22 protein-coding genes and 2 pseudogenes are annotated in these 24447 nt (G+C 38.0%); 13 read left to right on the top strand and 11 right to left on the bottom strand.

Annotation, left to right across the window (positions count from 1 at the left end; translation table 11 throughout):
• Positions 1–5: 5 nt before the first annotated feature.
• Positions 6–1925 carry a tetracycline resistance ribosomal protection protein Tet(M) gene (gene tet(M), locus STYK_RS09075; protein WP_261804926.1) on the top strand — a complete coding sequence of 640 codons (1920 nt, stop codon included), beginning with the start codon at positions 6–8 and terminating at the stop codon, positions 1923–1925.
• A 118-nt stretch (positions 1926–2043) separates the two neighbouring features.
• Entirely contained in the window at positions 2044–2211 is a 168-nt protein-coding gene (locus tag STYK_RS09080) for a cysteine-rich KTR domain-containing protein (RefSeq protein ID WP_000336323.1), read from the top strand.
• 59 nt (positions 2212–2270) lie between these two features.
• Here the strand turns inward: STYK_RS09080 and STYK_RS09085 are convergent.
• Positions 2271–2408 (bottom strand): annotated as a pseudogene (locus tag STYK_RS09085) (XRE family transcriptional regulator); the annotation flags it as partial.
• A gap of 233 nt (positions 2409–2641) precedes the next feature.
• Between STYK_RS09085 and STYK_RS09090 the strand changes: the two are divergent.
• The 4 genes from STYK_RS09090 (at position 2642) to STYK_RS09105 (ending at position 7418) form a co-directional block, all read left to right on the top strand.
• Positions 2642–2725 carry a 23S rRNA methyltransferase attenuation leader peptide gene (locus STYK_RS09090; RefSeq protein ID WP_001865637.1) on the top strand — a complete coding sequence of 28 codons (84 nt, stop codon included), beginning with the start codon at positions 2642–2644 and terminating at the stop codon, positions 2723–2725.
• A 124-nt stretch (positions 2726–2849) separates the two neighbouring features.
• Complete coding sequence (erm(B), locus tag STYK_RS09095) at positions 2850–3587, top strand: 23S rRNA (adenine(2058)-N(6))-methyltransferase Erm(B) (protein ID WP_001038790.1); 738 nt, start codon at positions 2850–2852, stop codon at positions 3585–3587.
• A gap of 354 nt (positions 3588–3941) precedes the next feature.
• The gene (locus STYK_RS09100) at positions 3942–4496 is read left to right on the top strand and encodes a recombinase family protein (RefSeq protein ID WP_000576156.1); all 555 of its coding nucleotides are present in this window, start codon (positions 3942–3944) and stop codon (positions 4494–4496) included.
• Positions 4497–4499: 3 nt separating this feature from the next.
• A complete protein-coding gene (locus tag STYK_RS09105) occupies positions 4500–7418 on the top strand; it encodes a Tn3 family transposase (protein WP_001240982.1) in 2919 nt (972 codons plus the stop codon).
• Between the two features lie 73 nt (positions 7419–7491).
• Here the strand turns inward: STYK_RS09105 and STYK_RS09110 are convergent.
• Positions 7492–7713, bottom strand: a pseudogene (locus STYK_RS09110) (helix-turn-helix domain-containing protein); the annotation flags it as partial.
• A 504-nt stretch (positions 7714–8217) separates the two neighbouring features.
• Here STYK_RS09110 and STYK_RS09115 point away from each other — a divergent pair.
• From STYK_RS09115 to STYK_RS09145, 6 genes are all read left to right on the top strand, one after another.
• The gene (locus STYK_RS09115) at positions 8218–8640 is read left to right on the top strand and encodes a sigma-70 family RNA polymerase sigma factor (RefSeq protein WP_000804885.1); all 423 of its coding nucleotides are present in this window, start codon (positions 8218–8220) and stop codon (positions 8638–8640) included.
• Positions 8637–8867: a helix-turn-helix domain-containing protein gene (locus STYK_RS09120; protein ID WP_000857133.1), complete on the top strand. Its 231-nt coding sequence runs from the start codon at positions 8637–8639 to the stop codon at positions 8865–8867. Before STYK_RS09115 ends, STYK_RS09120 begins: the two co-directional genes overlap by 4 nt.
• Positions 8868–9327: 460 nt before the next feature.
• Entirely contained in the window at positions 9328–9531 is a 204-nt protein-coding gene (locus STYK_RS09130) for an excisionase (RefSeq protein ID WP_061825251.1), read from the top strand.
• A gap of 81 nt (positions 9532–9612) precedes the next feature.
• Positions 9613–10830: a tyrosine-type recombinase/integrase gene (locus STYK_RS09135; protein WP_001291561.1), complete on the top strand. Its 1218-nt coding sequence runs from the start codon at positions 9613–9615 to the stop codon at positions 10828–10830.
• Positions 10831–11090: 260 nt separating this feature from the next.
• A complete protein-coding gene (locus tag STYK_RS09140) occupies positions 11091–12371 on the top strand; it encodes an AcpB/EbpR/MafR family transcriptional regulator (protein ID WP_261019961.1) in 1281 nt (426 codons plus the stop codon).
• A gap of 114 nt (positions 12372–12485) precedes the next feature.
• Positions 12486–16382 carry a pullulanase gene (locus tag STYK_RS09145; protein WP_261804927.1) on the top strand — a complete coding sequence of 1299 codons (3897 nt, stop codon included), beginning with the start codon at positions 12486–12488 and terminating at the stop codon, positions 16380–16382.
• Between the two features lie 75 nt (positions 16383–16457).
• On the opposite strand, the gene STYK_RS09150 is transcribed toward STYK_RS09145, so the two are convergent.
• The 8 genes from STYK_RS09150 to STYK_RS09185 all read right to left on the bottom strand — a co-directional run bounded on the left by STYK_RS09150 (position 16458) and on the right by STYK_RS09185 (position 23064).
• Positions 16458–17222 (bottom strand): amino acid ABC transporter ATP-binding protein, encoded by a 765-nt coding sequence (locus STYK_RS09150; RefSeq protein ID WP_261804928.1) that lies wholly within the window; start codon positions 17220–17222, stop codon positions 16458–16460.
• A gap of 9 nt (positions 17223–17231) precedes the next feature.
• Positions 17232–17954: an amino acid ABC transporter permease gene (locus STYK_RS09155; RefSeq protein WP_261804929.1), complete on the bottom strand. Its 723-nt coding sequence runs from the start codon at positions 17952–17954 to the stop codon at positions 17232–17234.
• Positions 17955–17957: 3 nt separating this feature from the next.
• The gene (locus tag STYK_RS09160) at positions 17958–18650 is read right to left on the bottom strand and encodes an amino acid ABC transporter permease (RefSeq protein WP_261804930.1); all 693 of its coding nucleotides are present in this window, start codon (positions 18648–18650) and stop codon (positions 17958–17960) included.
• Positions 18651–18683: 33 nt separating this feature from the next.
• Positions 18684–19562, bottom strand: a complete 879-nt coding sequence (locus STYK_RS09165) for a transporter substrate-binding domain-containing protein (protein WP_084947837.1) — start codon at positions 19560–19562, stop codon at positions 18684–18686.
• 11 nt (positions 19563–19573) lie between these two features.
• The gene (locus STYK_RS09170; RefSeq protein ID WP_261804931.1) at positions 19574–20572 is read right to left on the bottom strand and encodes a uroporphyrinogen decarboxylase family protein; all 999 of its coding nucleotides are present in this window, start codon (positions 20570–20572) and stop codon (positions 19574–19576) included.
• Positions 20573–20574: 2 nt separating this feature from the next.
• On the bottom strand, positions 20575–20778 hold the full coding sequence (locus tag STYK_RS09175) for a hypothetical protein (RefSeq protein WP_049501818.1): 204 nt from the start codon (positions 20776–20778) through the stop codon (positions 20575–20577).
• 9 nt (positions 20779–20787) lie between these two features.
• The gene (locus STYK_RS09180) at positions 20788–21795 is read right to left on the bottom strand and encodes a uroporphyrinogen decarboxylase family protein (RefSeq protein WP_080976372.1); all 1008 of its coding nucleotides are present in this window, start codon (positions 21793–21795) and stop codon (positions 20788–20790) included.
• A 219-nt stretch (positions 21796–22014) separates the two neighbouring features.
• Positions 22015–23064, bottom strand: a complete 1050-nt coding sequence (locus STYK_RS09185; protein ID WP_261804932.1) for an LLM class flavin-dependent oxidoreductase — start codon at positions 23062–23064, stop codon at positions 22015–22017.
• Between the two features lie 56 nt (positions 23065–23120).
• Between STYK_RS09185 and STYK_RS09190 the strand changes: the two genes are divergently transcribed.
• The gene (locus STYK_RS09190) at positions 23121–23243 is read left to right on the top strand and encodes a chlorohydrolase (RefSeq protein WP_153300023.1); all 123 of its coding nucleotides are present in this window, start codon (positions 23121–23123) and stop codon (positions 23241–23243) included.
• 28 nt (positions 23244–23271) lie between these two features.
• Here STYK_RS09190 and STYK_RS09195 read toward each other — a convergent pair whose 3' ends face one another.
• Positions 23272–24408, bottom strand: coding sequence for a mannitol-1-phosphate 5-dehydrogenase (locus STYK_RS09195; protein WP_000682963.1), 1137 nt, complete (start codon positions 24406–24408; stop codon positions 23272–23274).
• Positions 24409–24447 lie beyond the last annotated feature (39 nt).

Raw genomic sequence — 24447 nt, forward strand, 5'->3', positions numbered from 1 at the left:
ATCACATGAAAATTATTAATATTGGAGTTTTAGCTCATGTTGATGCAGGAAAAACTACCTTAACAGAAAGCTTATTATATAACAGTGGAGCGATTACAGAATTAGGAAGCGTGGACAAAGGTACAACGAGGACGGATAATACGCTTTTAGAACGTCAGAGAGGAATTACAATTCAGACAGGAATAACCTCTTTTCAGTGGGAAAATACGAAGGTGAACATCATAGACACGCCAGGACATATGGATTTCTTAGCAGAAGTATATCGTTCATTATCAGTTTTAGATGGGGCAATTCTACTGATTTCTGCAAAAGATGGCGTACAAGCACAAACTCGTATATTATTTCATGCACTTAGGAAAATGGGGATTCCCACAATCTTTTTTATCAATAAGATTGACCAAAATGGAATTGATTTATCAACGGTTTATCAGGATATTAAAGAGAAACTTTCTGCCGAAATTGTAATCAAACAGAAGGTAGAACTGTATCCTAATATGTGTGTGACGAACTTTACCGAATCTGAACAATGGGATACGGTAATAGAGGGAAACGATGACCTTTTAGAGAAATATATGTCCGGTAAATCATTAGAAGCATTGGAACTCGAACAAGAGGAAAGCATAAGATTTCAGAATTGTTCTCTGTTCCCTCTTTATCATGGAAGTGCAAAAAGTAATATAGGGATTGATAACCTTATAGAAGTTATTACTAATAAATTTTATTCATCAACACATCGAGGTCAGTCTGAACTTTGCGGAAAAGTTTTCAAAATTGAGTATTCGGAAAAAAGACAGCGTCTTGCATATATACGTCTTTATAGTGGCGTACTGCATTTGCGAGATTCGGTTAGAATATCGGAAAAGGAAAAAATAAAAATTACAGAAATGTATACTTCAATAAATGGTGAATTATGTAAAATCGATAAGGCTTATTCCGGGGAAATTGTTATTTTGCAGAATGAGTTTTTGAAGTTAAATAGTGTTCTTGGAGATACAAAGCTATTGCCACAGAGAAAAAAGATTGAAAATCCGCACCCTCTACTACAAACAACTGTTGAACCGAGTAAACCTGAACAGAGAGAAATGTTGCTTGATGCCCTTTTGGAAATCTCAGATAGTGATCCGCTTCTACGATATTACGTGGATTCTACGACACATGAAATCATACTTTCTTTCTTAGGGAAAGTACAAATGGAAGTGACTTGTGCTCTGCTGCAAGAAAAGTATCATGTGGAGATAGAAATAAAAGAGCCTACAGTCATTTATATGGAAAGACCGTTAAAAAAAGCAGAGTATACCATTCACATCGAAGTGCCGCCAAATCCTTTCTGGGCTTCCATTGGTTTATCTGTATCACCGCTTCCGTTGGGAAGTGGAATGCAGTATGAGAGCTCGGTTTCTCTTGGATACTTAAATCAATCATTTCAAAATGCAGTTATGGAAGGGATACGCTATGGTTGCGAACAAGGATTATATGGTTGGAATGTGACGGACTGTAAAATCTGTTTTAAGTATGGCTTATACTATAGCCCTGTTAGTACCCCAGCAGATTTTCGGATGCTTGCTCCTATTGTATTGGAACAAGTCTTAAAAAAAGCTGGAACAGAATTGTTAGAGCCATATCTTAGTTTTAAAATTTATGCGCCACAGGAATATCTTTCACGAGCATACAACGATGCTCCTAAATATTGTGCGAACATCGTAGACACTCAATTGAAAAATAATGAGGTCATTCTTAGTGGAGAAATCCCTGCTCGGTGTATTCAAGAATATCGTAGTGATTTAACTTTCTTTACAAATGGACGTAGTGTTTGTTTAACAGAGTTAAAAGGGTACCATGTTACTACCGGTGAACCTGTTTGCCAGCCCCGTCGTCCAAATAGTCGGATAGATAAAGTACGATATATGTTCAATAAAATAACTTAGTGTATTTTATGTTGTTATATAAATATGGTTTCTTGTTAAATAAGATGAAATATTTTTTAATAAAGATTTGAATTAAAGTGTAAAGGAGGAGATAGTTATTATAAACTACAAGTGGATATTGTGTCCTGTATGTGGAAATAAAACACGATTAAAGATAAGGGAAGATACTGAATTAAAAAAATTCCCCCTCTATTGTCCGAAATGCAGACAAGAAAATTTAATTGAAATAAAGCAGTTCAAAGTAACTGTGATTACAGAGCCAGACGCAAAGACGCAGAGCCGATAAAATGAGATTAATACAATCTCATTTTATCGGCTCTTTCCGTTATGTATGGATTCTTTTAATTAGTCTTCGATGTTTCTTGCTTCGTTGATACCGCTGGCTAAAGATTCCATTAAGGATAGTTCTTTGTCTGTAAAGCTATCCATGTATTTCTCTATCTGTAATCGTCGGGTGCTTTTTACCAAGTTATTAGCAGGTAGGGGTCCCGAGCGCCTACGAGGAATTTGTATCGATAAGAAATAGATTTAAAAATTTCGCTGTTATTTTGTACATTTAACTTGACGGTGACATCTCTCTATTGTGAGTTATTAGTGGTACAGTTTTCAACCGTTTTAATTATAAAAAAGTGGTGCATTATCTTAAAATTTTGTATAATAGGAATTGAAGTTAAATTAGATGCTAAAAATTTGTAATTAAGAAGGAGGGATTCGTCATGTTGGTATTCCAAATGCGTAATGTAGATAAAACATCTACTGTTTTGAAACAGACTAAAAACAGTGATTACACAGATAAATAAATACGTTAGATTAATTCCTACCAGTGACTAATCTTATGACTTTTTAAACAGATAACTAAAATTACAAACAAATCGTTTAACTTCTGTATTTATTTATAGATGTAATCACTTCAGGAGTGATTACATGAACAAAAATATAAAATATTCTCAAAACTTTTTAACGAGTGAAAAAGTACTCAACCAAATAATAAAACAATTGAATTTAAAAGAAACCGATACCGTTTACGAAATTGGAACAGGTAAAGGGCATTTAACGACGAAACTGGCTAAAATAAGTAAACAGGTAACGTCTATTGAATTAGACAGTCATCTATTCAACTTATCGTCAGAAAAATTAAAACTGAACATTCGTGTCACTTTAATTCACCAAGATATTCTACAGTTTCAATTCCCTAACAAACAGAGGTATAAAATTGTTGGGAATATTCCTTACCATTTAAGCACACAAATTATTAAAAAAGTGGTTTTTGAAAGCCATGCGTCTGACATCTATCTGATTGTTGAAGAAGGATTCTACAAGCGTACCTTGGATATTCACCGAACACTAGGGTTGCTCTTGCACACTCAAGTCTCGATTCAGCAATTGCTTAAGCTGCCAGCGGAATGCTTTCATCCTAAACCAAAAGTAAACAGTGTCTTAATAAAACTTACCCGCCATACCACAGATGTTCCAGATAAATATTGGAAGCTATATACGTACTTTGTTTCAAAATGGGTCAATCGAGAATATCGTCAACTGTTTACTAAAAATCAGTTTCATCAAGCAATGAAACACGCCAAAGTAAACAATTTAAGTACCGTTACTTATGAGCAAGTATTGTCTATTTTTAATAGTTATCTATTATTTAACGGGAGGAAATAATTCTATGAGTCGCTTTTGTAAATTTGGAAAGTTACACGTTACTAAAGGGAATGTAGATAAATTATTAGGTATACTACTGACAGCTTCCAAGGAGCTAAAGAGGTCCCTAGCGCCTACGGGGAATTTGTATCGATAAGGAATAGATTTAAAAATTTCGCTGTTATTTTGTACAATAAGGATAAATTTGAATGGTACCATAAACGACCGTTTATGGTACCTTTTCATTTTCCTGCTTTTTCTAAATGTTTTTTAAGTAAATCAAGTACCAAAATCCGTTCCTTTTTCATAGTTCCTATATAGTTATACTTAATGAGTTATGGTACATTTAAATTATAAAATTAAGGAGGTTTTTTTATGATTTTTGGCTATGCTCGAGTGAGTACGGATGATCAAAATCTTAGTTTACAAATTGATGCACTTACTCATTATGGAATTGATAAATTATTTCAAGAAAAAGTAACTGGTGCGAAAAAAGACCGACCGCAATTAGAAGAAATGATCAACCTACTACGTGAAGGAGATTCTGTTGTCATTTACAAGTTAGATCGAATTTCACGATCAACTAAACATTTGATTGAACTTTCTGAATTATTTGAAGAACTTAGTGTCAATTTTATATCTATTCAAGATAACGTAGATACTTCAACGTCTATGGGAAGATTCTTTTTCCGAGTTATGGCTAGTTTAGCAGAACTGGAACGGGATATTATTATTGAACGAACTAACTCTGGTCTTAAGGCAGCCAGAGTCCGAGGAAAAAAAGGGGGCCGTCCAAGTAAAGGTAAGCTATCAATTGATTTAGCTTTAAAAATGTATGACAGCAAAGAGTATTCTATTCGTCAAATTCTTGATGCCTCTAAATTAAGCAAAACAACCTTTTACCGTTACCTCAATAAAAGGAATGCTTAAGATATGGCTATGAAAAGAATTTTAACTACTTCACAGCGTGAACAACTTCTTTCTGTAGACCACTTATCAGAAGAGGATTTTAAAGCGTATTTTAGTTTTTCTGATTATGATCTGGAGGTTATTAATCAACACCGTGGAAAGGTCAATAAACTAGGATTTGCGATACAACTTTGTTTGGCCCGGTATCCTGGGTGTTCTTTAAGTAATTGGCCGATTAAATCAACCAGACTAACTTCTTATGTGAGTCGACAGCTCCATCTTGATGCAATTGATTTAAATTCATATGATCATAGAAATACACGTGCAAATCACTTCAACGAGATCTTAGAAGTATTCAACTATCATCGATTCGGTAGTGCTAATACACAAAAACAGTTAATAGAATATTTAATTGAACTAGCTTTAGAAAATGATGACTCTATCTATCTAATGAAAAAAACAATTGATTTCTTAACTCGAAAAAGAATTATTTTTCCATCTATAGCTACACTTGAAGACATTATAAGCCGCTGTCGAGATAAAGCAGAAAACAACTTATTTTCAATATTACTCTGTTCATTAACAGATATACAAATTGAAAAACTAGAGAGTTTGTTTCAAATTTATGAAGAGACGAAAATAACTAAACTCGCTTGGCTAAAAGACATTCCAGGTAAGGCAAATCCAGAAAGCTTTATGAGTATTTGTAAAAAAGTGGAAGTGATTGCTTCCATGGGACTCGGGACAATTAATGTCTCCCATATTAATCGGAACAGGTTTCTTCAGCTAGCTAGACTAGGGGAAAATTATGATGCATATGACTTCTCCCGTTTTGAGCTTGAAAAAAGATACTCTTTACTTATTGCTTTTTTAGTCAATCATCATCAATATCTGATCGATCAACTGATTGAGATTAATGACCGCATTTTAGCAAGTATTAAACGCAAAGGGACACGTGATTCACAAGAACAGTTAAAAGAAAAAGGAAAATTGGCTACTAAAAAATTGGAACATTATGCTTCTTTAATTGATGCTCTTCACTTTGCAAAAGATAATGATAGTAATCCTTTTGACGAAATTGAACGAATCATGCCTTGGGAAGATTTAGTACAAGATGGAGAAGAAGCTAAAAAAATTACAGGTAATAAAAATCATGGCTATTTAGAAATGGTTCGAAATAAAGCTAATTACCTCCGAAGATACACGCCAATGTTATTGAGGACCCTTTCGTTCAAAGCAACTCCGGCAGCAAATCCAGTCCTCATGGCCCTAACTCAACTAACTGATTTACACAATAGTGGTAAAAGAAAAATACCGGCAGATACTTCTACTGATTTTGTGAGTAAAAAATGGAAAAGCCTTGTTCGGCCAGAAGAGGGGAAAATAGATCGGTCTTACTATGAGTTAGTAGCTTTCACCGAGCTAAAGAACAATATTCGATCAGGAGATATTTCAGTTGAAGGAAGTATGATCCATCGAAATATTGATGATTACTTAGTTGATTTATCTGCTTGTATTGATTCAGAAACTATTCCAGACACGTTTGAGGACTATTTAAAGGATCGGGAAATAATTTTAGATTTACAGCTTCAATTTTATTCGACAGTTGATAAGAGAATTTCAAGAGCAAACCTTAAAAAGTTGGAAAAAGTTACACCTAGCGAAGCAGAAATATATAGAAAAAAACTTTATTCAATAATTCCTAAGATAAGGCTTAGTGATCTTTTAATTGAGGTGGACAGTTGGACCAACTTTTCACAAGAATTTAGTCATGATTCTACAGGGAAACCGCCGAGTGAACAAGAAAGAAAAATTATTTTTGCTGCTTTGCTGGGTTTAGGGATGAATATTGGTCTTGAAAAAATGGCCCAATCAACTCCTGGAATTTCTTATTCTCAGTTAGCCAATGCCAAACAATGGCGCTTTTATAAAGAAGCTCTGACTCGTGCTCAATCTGTTTTGGTTAATTATCAGTTAAAGCTTCCTGTTGCAGACTTTTGGGGTGAAGGAAAAACCACTGCTTCAGACGGAATGCGCGTCCCAGTGGGCGTCTCAGCTCTAAAATCCGATGTTAATCCACATTACAAAAGTATGGAAAAAGGAGCTACAATGATTCGATCAATAAATGATAGGCATACGACTCATCATATCGAGGTTGCTTCAACTAATACAAGGGAAGCTACTCATACCCTTGATGGCCTACTTTATCATGAAACAGATCTAGATATTGAGGAACATTTTACTGATACAAATGGGTATTCTGATCAGGTGTTTGGAATGACCGCATTACTAGGCTTTGATTTTGAACCTCGCATCAGAAATATAAAAAAATCACAATTATTTTCTATCAAATCACCTTCCTACTACCCTAACTTATCAGAAGATATAAGCGGAAAAATCAATGTAAAAATTATTGAAGAAAACTATGATGAAATTAAACGAATCGCCTATTCGATTCAAACAGGAAAAGTATCTAGTTCTTTACTATTAGGAAAGCTAGGCTCATACGCACGTAAGAATAGAGTAGCTCTTGCACTGAGAGAACTAGGTCGCATTGAAAAGAGCATTTTTATGATAGATTATATTACAGATAGTGAGCTACGGCGAAGGATCACTCATGGACTAAATAAGACAGAAGCGATTAATGCTTTAGCTAGAGAACTATTTTTTGGGCGACGCGGAAAATTTATGGAGCGCGATATTCGCCGACAACTTCAAAGTGCTAGTGCGCTTAATGTGTTAATAAATGCAATAAGTATATGGAACGCCGTCTACTTACAAGCAGCTTATAATTATCTCGTCAAAATAGATCCCGAAGTAACTAAGTATATGAAGCATGTATCTCCTATTAATTGGGAGCATATCACTTTTCTTGGAGAGTATAAATTTGACTTGTTATCTATTCCTAAACACTTAAGAGAATTGAATATAAAAAATAAATAGGCCTTGAAACATTGGTTTAGTGGGAATTTGTACCCCTTATCGATACAAATTCCCACTAAGCGCTCGGGACCCCAGGTAAGAAAAATTCATCAACGGAAACATGAAGTAACGATACAAGGTCATAAAGAACTTGTATGCTGGGGTGTTGCCCTTTATTTTCAATATTAGTTAAGTACCGTGGGTCAATTTCAATCAATGCTCCCACTTGTTCACGAGTTAAACCTCGTTTCAATCGAGCTTCTTTAATGGCTAAACCAAAGGCTCTAAAATCATATTTATCTTCTTTTTTACGCATAGTAGACCACCTCTATACATTTTATTGTTCCTACTGAATTAAAAACAGGTATAGAAAAACGTGTTATATGGTTTATAGGTTTATATTTAATAAAAAGCACTACTAAACGCCAATAAAAAAAACCGTTATATGGTAGTGCTATTTACACTGTTAAAATATTGTATATTACTTCCAAATGGCGGTTTGTTGGAGGTCAACGTCGCCATGAAGTACATCATATACAATAAATTTCCTTACATTGGGTTCTTGTCAAAAAAAGTCGTCTATCTGCAATAGATAAGTACGTCCACCAATGTGGTTTTATAAATCATATAGATAGAATAACAGAAGCATGTAAACAGAGAAATAAATCTGTTTATATGCTTTTTTGGCTATTCAGAACTTTTTTACAAAGTTTATTTATCAGTAATGCAACAAATCCCCCTTTCACATTGGGACTAAGAGTGAAAGGAGATAAACGAGCAAGGCTCACTTCCTTTCCTAGACAGAAAGGGGGTGAGAAACATGAAACCATCTTCTTTTCAGACCACAATAGAAAATCAGTTTGACTATATCTGTAAACGTGCTATGGAAGACGAGCGAAAGAATTATATGCTTTATCTTTCAAGGATTGCAAAGCGTGAGGTGTCCTTTTCGGATGTTGGCGATTATCTTGTTAGCCAGTTTGCGACAACAGATAACTATTCAACTGACTTTCAGATTTTTACACTCAATGGGTTATCAGTAGGCGTTGAAAATGATTTGTTGAGTGAAGCATTACGTGAGTTGCCAGACAAGAAACGTGAAATTCTACTGCTGTTTTACTTTATGGACATGAGCGATTCAGAAATTGCAGACCTGTTGAAATTGAACCGTTCTACTGTCTATCGGCATAGAACCAGTGGACTAGCCTTAATTAAAAAGTTTATGGAGGAATTTGAAGAATGAAAACACAATATCCTATGATTCCCTTTCCTCTCATTGTAAAGGCAACAGATGGCGATACCGAAGCGATTAACCAGATTCTACATCATTACAGAGGGTACATAACGAAGCGTTCCCTACGACTTATGAAAGATGAATATGGCAATCAAAGTATGGTCGTTGATGAAGTCTTACGTGGAAGAATGGAAACCAGACTGATTACAAAGATTTTGTCATTTGAAATTAAGTAATATCCTCTCTCCTTTCGTGGAAGCGTGCTAAACCATTCCACGCTTCCCGAACAGGGAGGTTTGTTATTCCACCAAAGCATATTGAGCTTTCAATGTGTTTTGATAGGCTAACGAGCCATTGTTCTTTGAAAACTGAATAAAAGTAATCGAATACGTTTCGATAAGAAAAGAGCCAACGGAACTAACCGCCATGACCTATCTTATAAAGATAGCGAGCGATTCATGTTAGTGATCCGAGAAGCAATCTTTAGCAGGATTGCCTGCAACGACATTCTTATCGTGATAATGATACTCCCATACAGTCAATAGTCCGAGCGTGATAAAACCGTCGCAGGCAATGAGTATGGCTACATGAGAACCATGCAGGGGTGGAACTCCCGTGAGCTTTGCTAAAGCTGTTCGATTGCTGGTAAAACAACTTTTATGAAATCCAAATAAGTGATTTGGAAAGGAGGATTTTATGAAGCAGACTGACATTCCGATTTGGGAGCGTTATACCCTAACTATTGAAGAAGCGTCAAAATATTTTCGTATTGGCGAAAACAAGCTGCGTCGTTTGGCAGAAGAAAATAAAAATGCAAACTGGCTGATTATGAATGGCAATCGTATTCAGGTTAAACGAAAACAATTTGAAAAAATTATAGATACATTGGACGCAATCTAGCGTCGCCAAAGGGTCTTGTATATGATAAAATAGTATTAAGTCGTATCAAGGCTCTTTCCATAAAGGAAAGGAGCAAATGCCATGTCAGAAAAAAGACGTGACAATAAAGGTCGAATCTTAAAGACTGGAGAGAGCCAACGAAAAGACGGAAGATACTTATACAAATATATAGATTCATTTGGAGAACCGCAATTTGTTTACTCGTGGAAACTTGTGGCTACAGACCGAGTACCAGCAGGAAAGCGTGATTGTATCTCACTTAGAGAGAAAATCGCAGAGTTACAGAAAGACATTCATGATGGTATTGATGTTGTAGGAAAGAAAATGACACTCTGCCAGCTTTACGCAAAACAGAACGCTCAAAGACCAAAGGTTAGAAAAAACACTGAAACTGGACGCAAATATCTTATGGATATTTTGAAGAAAGACAAGTTAGGTGTAAGAAGTATTGACAGTATTAAGCCATCAGACGCTAAAGAATGGGCTATTAGAATGAGTGAAAATGGTTATGCTTATCAAACCATCAATAACTACAAACGTTCTTTAAAGGCTTCATTCTATATTGCTATACAAGATGATTGTGTTCGGAAGAATCCATTTGACTTTCAACTGAAAGCAGTTCTTGATGATGATACTGTCCCTAAGACCGTACTAACAGAAGAACAGGAAGAAAAACTGTTAGCCTTTGCAAAAGCTGATAAAACCTACAGCAAAAATTATGATGAAATTCTGATACTCTTAAAAACAGGTCTTCGTATTTCAGAGTTTGGTGGTTTGACACTTCCAGATTTAGATTTTGAGAATCGTCTTGTCAATATAGACCATCAGCTATTGAGAGATACTGAAATTGGGTACTACATTGAAACACCAAAGACCAAAAGTGGCGAACGTCAAGTTCCTATGGTTGAAGAAGCCTATCAAGCATTTAAGCGAGTGTTAGCGAATCGAAAGAATGATAAGCGTGTTGAGATTGATGGATATAGTGATTTCCTCTTTCTTAATAGAAAGAACTATCCAAAAGTGGCAAGTGATTACAACGGCATGATGAAAGGTCTTGTTAAGAAATACAATAAGTATAACGAGGATAAATTGCCACACATCACTCCACATAGTTTGCGACATACATTCTGTACCAACTATGCAAATGCAGGAATGAATCCAAAGGCATTACAGTACATTATGGGACATGCTAATATAGCCATGACGCTGAACTATTACGCACATGCAACATTCGATTCTGCAATGGCAGAAATGAAACGCTTGAATAAAGAGAAGCAACAGGAGCGTCTTGTTGCTTAGTAGTACAAATGAATTTACTACTTATTTACCACTTCTGACAGCTAAGACATGAGGAAATATGCAAAGAAACGTGAAGTATCTTCCTACAGTAAAAATACTCGAAAGCACATAGAATAAGGCTTTACGAGCATTTAAGAAAATATAAAAAGATAATTAGAAATTTATACTTTGTTTCAATAGAAAAATTGCAAGAACACCTTTTTAAGCTTGAGCAATTGTTTCCTAACCTCCTGCTTCAATCAAGAAAAAAAGGCATTCAATTGCAGTTTGACTTCCAAAACACCTTAGATCCCAGGATTGCGATTCTTAAACAATCTGAAACCTATTCTTTTTTGAACCAGTTATTTTTCAAAGAGGGGCAATCGCTTGAGCAAATATGTCAGGTACTTTCCACTAATCAAGAGCATATTGAGGAAATCATTCATCGTATCAACACTAAACTTCCACAACACTATAGCGTCAACATCCAACTTTCTCCTTTAGTCTTGAAGGGAGCAGAAGAGGATATTCGTGCCTTTTATCTAGACTACTTTAGCCAAAGTTACAGTTTTCTGGATTGGCCCTTTCCTTCTATTTCTGAAGAATCACTCACTCACCTGATTCAGCTATTTTTAAAGGCCCAACAAGTTTCACCCAACCTCAGTAGTTTACGGCAAATCAAATATACCCTGGCTATCAATCTGGAGCGTTTTAACAAGAGTCATTTCATTGAAAATCCTAGTCCGCTCTTAACCAGTCATTACAGCTCCCTCATGCAGATTCCCCAGTTTGAACAAGATATCAAAAAGCTGGCTAAAAAGCTCCATTTTGAAGCTACAAAGGAGACGCTAGAACAGCTATTTTCAAATCCAGTAAAGTCTCCTCAAATCATAAACAATCCTAGCAATGGAGCACTGGGTAATATTCATCATATCCAAAAATCTTACCGTTTATTGAGCCAAATACTAGAAGAACTAGCTAAAGAATTTCACCTACAGATTGAAAATCGCGAGGAATTGATTTGGCTCCTCCACTACACTGCCCAATCTGATTTCTTTCATTTACTCAGTAACCAGTCTCTCGACAGACAGAAATCCCAAATTTTAAGCAGTTATCAAGTAGAATTTCCAAAACTATTTGAAGTAAGTCAACACAAATTCCAATCTTACCTTACTGAAATGGGGCTAGAAAATCACCCAAGTAAGCTACAAGAACTTGTCTACACCTTTTCTATCCAAGGGCAACGAATTTTAGTCCAATTACTTCAAAAACTTCCCAAAATACGTGTTTTAGTCATTAGTCATTTGGATAGTCATCACGCACAAAACCTTATCGACACCCTTGCTCACTACGGCAATAATCTCTATCTCTTTGATTCTTGGGAAGAATCTGCGATTTCTTTCTCAATTCTCAATCAAATTCCTCACGATATTATTATCACTACCTTTCCTGTCACCAACTCTCCTAAACCACTTATCTACAATCGTAACTTCTCTACTTCAGAATTATTTCATCACCTTCACCTTCTTGCTTCTCAAATTCATAAAGAAAGACTGGCTTAATCGTAACAAAATTTGTTGCGATTTTTTCTTTTATTTTAATTTCAGGAAAACGCTTGCATCTTATTTTACTAAGTGCTATACTGATGATAGAAATTTATTGATTGGAGAATCATTATGAGAAAAATACCATCTCAAACTGAGAAAAAAATGGTTTACAGCATCCGTTCCCTCAAAAATGGAACTGGTTCTGTCCTTATTGGAGCAAGCCTTGTCCTGCTTGCCATGGCTACACCAACTATCTCAGCAAACGAAAATACACCAACCACTAACGAACCCAGCAACAGAAATACGACCTCCCTTACTCAACCTCTTACTGATGCAACAAACATCGCTGGCAAGAACGAAAGCGATTTTTCTTCACCTGATAGTGCAAACGCTTCCCTAGAGAAAAAAGAAGAAAAAGCTGCAACAGAGGTACCCACTCCTGCTACAACACCAGCCGATTCAGCCCCACAAACCGGACAAGATCGTTCAAGTGAACCAACTACTTCTACGAGTCCAGTAACGACTGAAACTAAGGCAGAAGAACCAATAGAAGACAACTACTTCCGTATCCATGTCAAAAAGCTTCCTGAAGAAAACAAGGATGCTCAAGGACTATGGACTTGGGACGATGTTGAAAAACCATCTGAAAACTGGCCTAACGGAGCCTTGTCCTTTAAGGATGCCAAAAAAGATGACTATGGCTACTACCTAGATGTCAAATTAAAGGGAGAACAAGCCAAGAAAATTAGCTTCCTCATCAATAATACAGCTGGGAAAAATCTAACCGGCGATAAATCGATAGAAAAACTGGCACCAAATATGAATGAGGCTTGGTTGGACCAAGAACACAAGGTTTTCTCTTACGAGCCACAACCTGCAGGAACTATTCGCGTCAACTACTACCGTACAGATGGCAACTATGACAAGAAATCTCTCTGGTACTGGGGAGATGTGAAAAATCCAAGTAGTGGTGAATGGCCTAACGGAACAGATTTTACGGCTACAGGCAAATATGGTCGCTATATCGATATTCCACTCAAAGATGCAGCTAAAGACCTTGGATTTTTATTACTAGACAGAAACAAACAAGGAGACGATGTGAAAATCCGTAAAGAAGATTATAAGTTCACAGATTTAAAAAATCATAGCCAAATTTTCCTAAAAGACGATGATGAATCGATTTACACAAATCCATACTATGTCCATGATATCCGTATGACAGGAGCCCAACACGTAGGTACTTCTAGCATTGAGAGTAGTTTTTCAACACTTGTCGGTGCTAAAAAAGAGGATATCCTCAAACACTCTAACATCACTAATCACCTAGGAAACAAAGTAGCTATTACTGATGTTGCAATAGATGAAGCTGGTAAGAAAGTGACCTACAGCGGAGATTTCTCGGACACAAAACATCCATATACTGTTAGCTACAATTCCGACCAATTCACTACCAAAACAAGCTGGCGACTTAAAGATGAGACATACAGTTATGATGGCAAACTTGGAGCTGACTTAAAAGAAGAAGGAAAACAGGTTGATTTAACCCTTTGGTCACCAAGTGCTGATAAGGTTTCTGTCGTTGTCTACGACAAGAATGACCCTGAAAAAGTGGTTGGAACTGTCGCTCTTGAAAAAGGGGAAAGAGGAACTTGGAAACAAACTCTAGATAGCACAAATAAATTAGGAATCACAGATTTCACTGGCTACTATTATCAATACCAAATTGAACGTCAAGGTAAAACTGTTCTTGCACTCGATCCTTACGCTAAGTCCCTCGCTGCTTGGAATAGTGATCTTGCAAAAACAGACGCTTCCCATAAAGTGGCTAAAGCCGCCTTTGTAGATCCAGCCAAACTAGGACCTCAAGACTTGACTTATGGTAAGATTCACAACTTCAAGACTCGTGAAGATGCCGTTATCTACGAAGCTCATGTGCGTGACTTCACTTCAGATCCCGCTATCGCAAAAGACTTGACCAAACCATTTGGTACCTTTGAAGCCTTTATTGAAAAACTAGACTACCTCAAAGACTTGGGTGTAACCCACATCCAGCTCCTTCCCGTCTTGTCTTACTACTTTGTCAATGAATTGAAAAACCATGAACGCTTGTCTGACTACGCTTCAAGCAACAGCAACTATAACTGGGGATATGATCCTCAAAACTACTTCTCCTTGACTGGTATGTATTCAAGCGATCCTAAAAATCCAGAAAAACGAATCGCAGAATTTAAAAACCTCATCAACGAGATCCACAAACGTGGTATGGGAGCTATCCTAGATGTAGTGTATAACCATACAGCCAAGGTCGATATCTTTGAAGATTTAGAGCCAAACTACTACCACTTTATGGATGCTGATGGGACACCTCGCACTAGCTTTGGTGGTGGACGCTTGGGGACAACCCACCATATGACCAAACGACTCCTAGTTGACTCTATCAAATATCTAGTTGATACCTACAAAGTGGATGGATTCCGCTTCGATATGATGGGAGACCATGATGCAGCTTCTATTGAAGAAGCGTACAAGGCCGCACGCGCCCTCAATCCACACTTAATCATGCTTGGTGAAGGTTGGAGAACCTATGCTGGTGATGAGAACATGCCTACTAAAGCTGCTGACCAAGATTGGATGAAACATACCGATACTGTCGCTGTCTTCTCAGATGACATCCGTAACAACCTCAAGTCTGGTTATCCAAACGAAGGTCAACCTGCCTTTATCACAGGTGGCAAGCGTGATATCAACACTATTTTTAAAAATCTCATTGCTCAGCCAACCAACTTTGAAGCTGATAGTCCTGGAGATGTTATCCAGTATATCGCAGCCCATGATAACTTGACCCTCTTTGACATCATTGCCCAGTCTATCAAAAAAGACCCAAGCAAGGCTGAAAACTATGCTGAAATTCATCGTCGTTTGCGACTTGGAAATCTCATGGTTTTGACAGCTCAAGGAACTCCATTTATTCACTCTGGTCAGGAATATGGTCGCACCAAACAATTCCGTGACCCAGCCTACAAGACTCCAGTAGCGGAGGATAAGGTTCCAAACAAATCTCACTTGTTGCGTGATAAGGATGGCAATCCATTTGACTATCCTTACTTCATCCATGACTCTTACGATTCGAGTGATGCTATTAACAAGTTTGACTGGACTAAGGCTACAGATGGTAAAGCTTATCCTGAAAATGTCAAGAGCCGTGACTATATGAAAGGTTTGATTGCCCTTCGTCAATCTACAGATGCCTTCCGACTTAAGAGTCTCCAAGATATCAAAGACCGTGTCCACCTCATCACTGTTCCAGGCCAAAATGGTGTGGCAAAAGAGGACGTGGTAATTGGCTACCAAATCACTGCTCCAAACGGTGATATCTACGCAGTCTTTGTCAATGCGGATGAAAAAGCTCGCGAATTTAATTTGGGGACTGCCTTTGCCCACCTCAGAAATGCTGAAGTTTTGGCAGATGAAAACCAAGCAGGACCAGTAGGAATTGCCAACCCTAAAGGACTTGAGTGGACTGAAAAAGGCTTGAAATTAAATGCCCTTACAGCTACTGTTCTTCGAGTCTCTCAAGGTGGTGCCATCGTTGCCCCAGCTGTGGAAGAAAAACCAGAATTTGACCTTTCTAGCTTAAAACAAGAACAAGGGCAATATAATATCCAAGACAATATTCCAAACCGAGTAGTCAAACCGGAACAGCAAACTCCAGCTCCACAGGCTAAACCTGATTCTGCAAAACCAGATGCAAAAGTAGCCGATGCGGAAAATAAACCTAGCCAAGCTACAACTGATTCACAAACTTCACAACCAACACAAGAAGCACAAGCATCATCTGTAAAAGAGGCGGTTCAAAACGAATCGGTAGAAAACTCTAGCAAGGAAAATAAACCTGCCCCCCTAGCTAAACAAGCTGAACTTCCAAATACAGGAACCAAAAACGATCACAAACTCCTGTTTGCAGGAATTAGTCTCCTCACCCTTCTAGGTCTCGGTTTCTTACTAAAAAACAAAAAAGAGAACTAAACTAGCCCTCCTATAGAACAATCCCCCAAGCCTTAACGCTCGGGGGATTGATTTTTGCCCTGATAAGCCTATCTATCAAATCATATATTCTACACTATAGGTCGCATCCGAAAGAATTCGTGCCAAAAATTGCTTGGTTCGTTCTTCCTGTGGGCGACTAAAGAAATCATGGGCATTATTTTCTTCAACAATTTTCCCGCCATCCATAAAAATGACATGATTGGCTACATCTCTAGCAAAACCCATCTTATGTGTCACTACTACCATAGTAACTCCTTCTTTAGCTAACTGTTTTAAAACATCTAAAACATCCCCTACCAACTCTGGATCCAAGGCCGATGTCGGCTCATCTAATAAAATGACCTCTGGTTTCACAGCGATGGCACGGGCAATACCGATTCGTTGTTGCTGACCTCCAGAAAGCTGAGAAGGATAATAATCTTTATAAGCTAGTAAACCAACCTTTTCTAAGGCAACTTCCGCACGTTTAGTTGCTTCTTCCTTAGGAATTTTCCGAGCAATCACCAGGCCCTCCAAAATATTTTCCAAGGCCGTTTTATTAGCAAATAAATTATAATGTTGAAAAACAAAGGCGGTCTTCTGGCGAATTTCTAAAATATCTTTTTTGGTCAATTTGCCAAGATCGTAGTCTTTGTCAGCAAGCTTCAAAGAGCCACTATCGGCTTTTTCTAAATGATTGAGACATCTGAGAAAAGTCGTTTTACCTGATCCAGATGGCCCCAATATTACAACCACATCCCCTTGGTTGACCTTGAGATTAACATCTTCTAAGACTTGTCTGTCTCCAAATTTTTTTGCAACATGTTCTACTTGTAACATTGTCTCCTCCTATGCTAAACCTGTACGGGGCACTACTTGTCCCTGTTCTCTTCGAATATAGCGTTTCTCTAAGAGTGAAAAACCCCATTGAATCAAACCGCAAATAAGAATGTACTGTAAAAAGATAACAAAGTATGATTCAAAATACTGATAACCATAAGACGCTTCAACACGGGCAATAGCTGTAATATCCTTAATGGTCATCACAAAGACCAAAGAGGTTCCTTTTACAATATTTATGACTAGATTCGCAAGATTAGGCAGGGCTGAACGCAAGGCCTGTGGAAAAAGAATCCTCACATAGGCCTGACTATTACTCAATCCAATCGCTTGTGCAGCTTCTAATTGTCCCTTATCCACAGTCAAAATAGCCGAACGTAAGATTTCTGATAAACTACCCGTTGTCATTAAGCTATAGATAATAAAGGCATAATAGATCGGATTGAGTTTAAAGATATCAACATTACTTCCTATGCTTTTAAGAAATTGATTGAGCAAACTCGGAAACAAACTATAAAAGAAAAGAATCAGCAAAATCGGAGGTGTTGCTCTTATAAAAGCTAGATACACGAGAGAGAAAGTTCGAACACCTTTGACTTTATATATTTGTCCCAGAGCTAAAAACAAGGCTGGTAGAAAACTTAAGACCATGGCTACAATCATGATAATCAAGGTGGTCGGTACCCCTTTTAAGGTCTCTAAAAAGGTTTTTGCAATATAGTCTAAATCCATATCCTATCTCCCTTTCGTTTCCAAAGATTTTTCTAACAAGCGACTCAAGAAGGAAACAGCCAAAGCTAACCCCCAATAAAGAATGGCAACCGCTGTATAGGTTTCAAGAGAGTAATTCCCCAAGTTGCGACTGATTAAGAGATTCCCAGCCCCCATGACATCCACAAAACCAATCGTATAGGCTAGGGCAGCGTCCCGCATCAAATTTAGAATAGCGGTCGTCACATTTGGAAGGGATACTTGAAAAGCCTGAGGAAAAATGATTCTCCAAAATGTCTGACTAGGTGTCAGACCAATACTGACTCCAGCTTCCATCTGACCTTTGGGAATTGCCTGATAGGACGCCTTAAATACTTCTGCAATGATAGCCGCAAATAGCAAGACCATAGTGAATAAGACAAAGACCGTCTTAGACCAGTTGTTGATATCTAAATTCAACCACCATTTTAAAAATTCAGGTAAACCATAAAAGACTAAAAACAGTAAGACAATGGGGGGAGTACAGCGAAGAGTGAAAATATAGCCCTTGGAAAGACCTGCAAAAGTCTTGTCTTCTCCCACTTGAGCCCAAGCCAATAAGCCACCGAAAAGGGAACCAAGGATTGTAGTAAAAAAGAGAATGGACAAGGTCATAGGAAGAGCCTGCCATAAGGTGGGTAAAAATTGGAACACTCTTGAAAAATCATATGAAACCATGTAAACCTCTTTCTAACATGCCTGCTTGCTTATCTAATCTTTATCAACGTAACTAAAGACATCTTCTTTAAAGTATTTTTGAGAAAGTTTAGCTAGAGTGCCGTCTTCTTTTAATTCTTTAATCGCTTTTTCATACTCTTTAGCAAACTTCTCGCCCTTTTCATCACGGTGAATCAATGGATAGGTTGGGATTCCTTTATAAGGGAACCAGCTAAGTTTGTCCGCATATTGGTGGTAAGAACCATCCTCTGCTGTCACTGCTTTTTCAAAAGACAACTTGATATCAAAGAAGGCATCGTATCGTCCTTCTAAAACCCAAGCATAAGCATCTGCCACCTTGAATGATTCAGCAGCTGTCAACTCAATTGGTGTATCCTTATGCTTGTCATTATAGCTATTGATGACATTCCACTGGGCATTTTGAGGAGAGATGGGTACTAATTTTCCTTTATTTTTGGCGAAATCATCAATATTCTTATATTTGGCTTCATCTTCTTTTCTAACAGTAAAACCAATAATGCTGGCTCCTACTGGCTCAGATGGAATAATGAATTTCTTAGCCCGTTCATCTGTATACCAAGCACCTTTAGTTCCAATATCGTACTTGCCAGACTCAAGTCCAATCAAGAGATCATCATCACTAGTTCCAGTATACTCAAATTTATAATCTGCTAATTTCTCATCAACCGCCTTTAAAACAGCGACTTCATAACCATCTGATCCCCCTTTTTCGTCAATAAAATCATAAGGGACATAGTTTTGAGTATGGGCAACTTTTAAAGTTGTTACTTGTCCAGACGAAGCTGCATCTGCACCTTTAGCAGATGCTCCCGCCAAAGTTCTACCAACAATCGTTGCTCCAAGAACTGCCACAACTGCAACTCCACCAATAATCCATGTTTTCTTACTCATATTCTTCTCCTTTATTTAGCTAATGCTTCTCTCACCCACTGGATACGCTCAACTGCAATATCGCTCGGAATGGTACAATCTGCCCCAAGTATGAGGCCATCTTTACCTGTTTCTTCTATCAAGCGTTTGGTTTCAGCTTGAATTTCTTCCTTACTGCCTCGATAAAGAAGGCCATCTTCACCGTTTTCAAATCCTCCCAGAACAGCACGACCCTTGAAAATCTCACGACCTTCTTTTAGGCTAATTCCTTCTGGACCAACTGCCCAGTTAAAAACATGAGCTGGATAGTCGGCAAAGATATGAATATCATTTCGAGCTCCTTCATAGCCACAGATATGAAGGATATTTACCCCACCAACCGACTTAGCCGCTTTTAAAACAGTCAGTTCACTCGGCGCAATAATCTCCTGATAGGCTTCAGCAGAAACACGCGCATCCTGAATACTTTGCACACTGAGATAAATACCGTCTGCTCCTGCATCTTTAATAATAGCTTGACTCAAGCTAGCGATATCTTGCGCAATCACATCAAGGACTTTTTTCAATTTCTGAGAATCTTGAACTAAGAAATCTGCAATGAGATCATCTCCACCAGACACTTCTCCAAGTAACCATTTGAGGTAGGTCACAGGCGCAAAAATATTGTAAATAGCAACAATATCTTCCGTAAACTCCTGCTTAATCTTCTTCACTAATTCTACCTGCTCTCTAATCCACGGATGATCTTCACCCAGAGGTTCAATCTCTGCCAACTCTTGGAGTGATTTCCCTTTACCTATAACTGGATTTGGATAAGCAAAATAGCCATCACTCATCAACTTGATAAAGTCTGGATGTAGGTCACGGATAAAACGTTTGTGACCTTGTATGTTCTTTTCAATAATCACAGGATTGGAAAATCCCTTTAACCATTCCTCTTCTGATGTAAAGTGGTGCCAAAAACCTACAGGTACACGGTCAACTACTTCTCCTCTAAATGCTTTTAAAACCCATTCTCTTTTTTCTGACATCCCTATTCTCCATTTCTTTCTTTTTCAACTAATAAAACACTGGCAATATCATTGGTTTGAATAAAGTGAAGACTTCCTTTCTGAAAATCCTGAACTCCATGACATCTTGGCCCTTCCTTACAAGTAAGTCCCTTTGTAAGACTGATCGCAAGTAAGATGACAAAGCCGAGGGCCGTCCCTACCAATAGCCACTTTTTTCTTTTCATAAGGCCCTCCTATTCTAAAATAGCAGCCTGACGAATCCAGTCTAATCTTTCTAATTCAAAGTCATCTGGAACTGTGCAATCTGCTCCAAGAAGAACTCCTCTACGTCCAGCCTCATCTAACAAGCGTTTGGTTTCCTCTTGTAGTTTAGCCTTGCTACCTCCATAAAGCAGGCTCTGCTTCCCATTTTCAAAACCACCCAAGACCGCTTTGCCATGAAATAGCTCCTGACCTTGAGGTAAACTGACTGCTTCATGGTGGGTTGCCCAATTGAAAACCTGGGCTGGATAATCTTTGAAAATAGTCACATTGTTACTGGCACCTTGGAAACCGCAGATATGCAGGATATTTACCCCACCTACCTGATTGGCAGCTTCTAAAACCTTTATGTTGCTTGGCTCGATATAGGTCTGATACAATTCTGCTGTGATGCGCTCATCCTGAATTTCTTGTGTACTGAGATAGATTCCATCTGCTCCACCATCCTGAATGATTGCCTTGGTTAGGATTGCGATATCCTCAGCTATTACATCTAAAATCTCCCTGAATAGCTCTGGATTTTCGAGTAATAGATTAGCAACCTCCTTATCACCTCTAGAAGTCTCTGTACGAAACCAACGTTTCAGGTAGGAAATCGGAGAAAAGATATTGTAGAATGAAGCAATGTCCTCAGTGAAGGTTGCTCGAATAGCTTCTACCACTTCTACTTGTTGCTGAATCCAAGGATGGTTTTCACCAATCGACTCAATAGAAGCCAGCTCCTGAATACTTGAAACCAAAGGACTGTAGACATTACTTGGATAAATGAAAAATCCGTCACTCATCATTTTGACAAAATCAGGATGAATTCTTTCAACGTACTTCCGATGTCCCTCTACACTTTTTTGAAAGATACGTGGGTTATTTAAACCTTGCCCTTTTTCCTCCAGTGTTACAAAATGAAACCAAAAGCCTACAGGAACTCGTTCCACCTCTTCTCCTCGGATGGCTTTAAAAACCAGCTCTCTTTTACTTGTCATACTTTTCTCCTTCCATTTGGATTGAAACCATCTTACCACTCCTTTTGACCTTTTCCCAATATATATTGACTATCGACTTGATTGATATTGTTTATATCAATAACGAAAAAATCTCTGGAAAGCTTGATTTTACTAGCTTTTCAGAGATTCTTTTCTGTTTATTGCTTTTTTAAAATAGTTGTTATATAGATTTTTTATCAGCCTGATTAGGATTTTTTATTAAGCCTCTTTCATGGCAAAGTATTCCCGTACTTTGGGTGCCACTTGCATTCCGAATAGTTCAATAGCTCTCAGAACCTGGTCATGGGTCATGGAACCAAGCGGTAGATGGAGCATGAAGCGGTCCAAACCTAAGTCTTCAATCATACGAATCAATTTTTCGGCCACCTGATCTGGATTGCCCACAAACATAGCACCATTTGGCCCAACTTGCTCCAAATATTGCTCATAACGCAATTCCTGCCAGTGCGGACGGTCTTTGGAAATAGCATCCACCACTTGCTTAGTCGGATGGAAATAATCTTTTACAGCCTGCTCACCATCTTCAGCAATCCAACCCCAAGAATGAGCTCCAACCTTTAGTTCCTGACTGGCATAACCCGCTTCGCTTCCAATCTCACGATAAGCCTGAATCAACTTTTTAAAATAACGAGGGTTACCACCAATAATGGCATAGACAATCGGTAGGCCTGTCTGAGCAATCTTCACTGTTGATTCTACATGACCACCTGTCGCTATCCACAAGGGCAATTTGTCCTGAACTGGACGAGGATAAACTTCTTTGCCAGAGATTGTTTGGGTCAATCGACCTTGCCAATCTAGTTTTATCTTTTCATTGACTAATTGAAGCAAGTCTAATTTCTCATCAAAAAGAGCTTCGTAGTCTTTCAAATCATAGCCAAACAAGGGAAAAGATTCCGTGAAAGAACCCCTTCCGGCCATAATCTCCGCACGTCCATTTGACAAAGCATCGATAGTGGCATATTGTTGGAACAATCGAATCGGATCCATACTTGAGAGAATGCTGACTGCACTGGTCAAACGGATTTTTTTGGTATTGACTGCCCCAGCTGCCAGGACAATCTCTGGGGCTGATACTGCAAAATCTGCTCGATGATGCTCACCAATCCCATACACATCCAAACCAACCTTGTCAGCCAGCTCAATCTCCGCCACCAACTGACGAATGCGTTCAGCATGACTGTAAGTTTGCCCAATCCCTTCAAGCTCCGTTGTTTCCCCAAATGTTGAAATTCCCAATTCTACCATTGTGATTCTCCCTGTCTATTTCTGTCCTTCAATTTGAAAAATTATTCTAATACTCAATGAAAATCAAAGAGCAAACTAGGAAGCTAGCCGCAGGCTGCTCAAAGCACTGCTTTGAGGTGGTAGATAGAACTGATGAAGTCAGCTCAAAATACTGTTTTGAGGTTGCAGATGGATGCTAACCTGATTTGAAGAGATTTTCGAAAAAGATTAAATATACTCTACAATTTGCTCAATCAATTCTGGGTCGTCTAAACCTGTAACTTGTATAACAACATCTTTGACTGATTGTTTAGCCAACAATTCACCTAATCGAATACTTTCTTCATCATTTACATCGCGATAGTCAAAGGCATAGCCAACTGTTTTAAGTAGGTTTTTATATGACAAACTGAGTTCTTTCAATTCACGTATCGGCCGGATGAATCGTTCATTATAGCCTAATTTTCGGATTGGAGTACGAGCTACGCGACTAACTTCGTCCACTATGAAAGGATTTTCAAACCGTTCTATAATGACTTTGTGATAATTCTCCAATTCTTTTTTATCAAAGTTCCATTTGGCAATCAAGAGACTCCGAATTTCAGCTAATACAGATTCAATCCGAGATTTGATATTAGGATTTTGAAGAGCTTCCAAAATTGTCTTGGCACCATAATGCGCACCAATGTAAGCTGAAGTTGCATGTCCAGAATTGACTGAAAAAAGTTTTCGCTCAATAAAGGGTTCTAAATCTTCTTCATAATGCACATCTTTTAGACGTAAATCTGGATTTTTAAGACGCTTGGTTTCCACGACCCATTCATTAAAGGGTTCGACCACAACAAAAAGGGAATCTTCGTGACTTTGTGCTGGAACAATCCTGTCTACTGCAGCATTTGGAAAACCGATGTAGTTATCAGCAAATGTCAAACCTTCCGGACTTAAATATTTCTTGACTTCTTGATAAAGAAATTGAGACCCGCCAATCATATTTTCACAGGCCATAACATCCAATGCCTGTGTATTTCCTGCAACTCGGCGAGCTTCGATTCCTTTGGCTAGAAGTTCAGCGATAAAAGGGAGTATATTAGGTCCGATTGCAGTAGTAATAATATCCGTCTTTTGAATCGCTTCAATGACTTGCTCAGGGTCTTCTTTGCTATTAATGCCAGCCACATTAGTTACTTCTATACGAGACTGTCCTTTCTGTGCAATTTCAATTTCATACTTGCCCTTTTCATTTAGAGCATGAATTATCTGATTATTGACATCCACAAAATCAATATGGAAACCATTTTTAAATAGAATTTCACCTATAAAACCACGACCGATATTACCGGCACCAAAATGAACAGAATGTTTCATTCAATTTCTCCTTTTCCTATTTGAGGGACATATATACTA

The organism is Streptococcus toyakuensis (assembly GCF_024346585.1).
In the GTDB taxonomy this organism is placed as follows: Bacteria; Bacillota; Bacilli; order Lactobacillales; family Streptococcaceae; genus Streptococcus; species Streptococcus toyakuensis.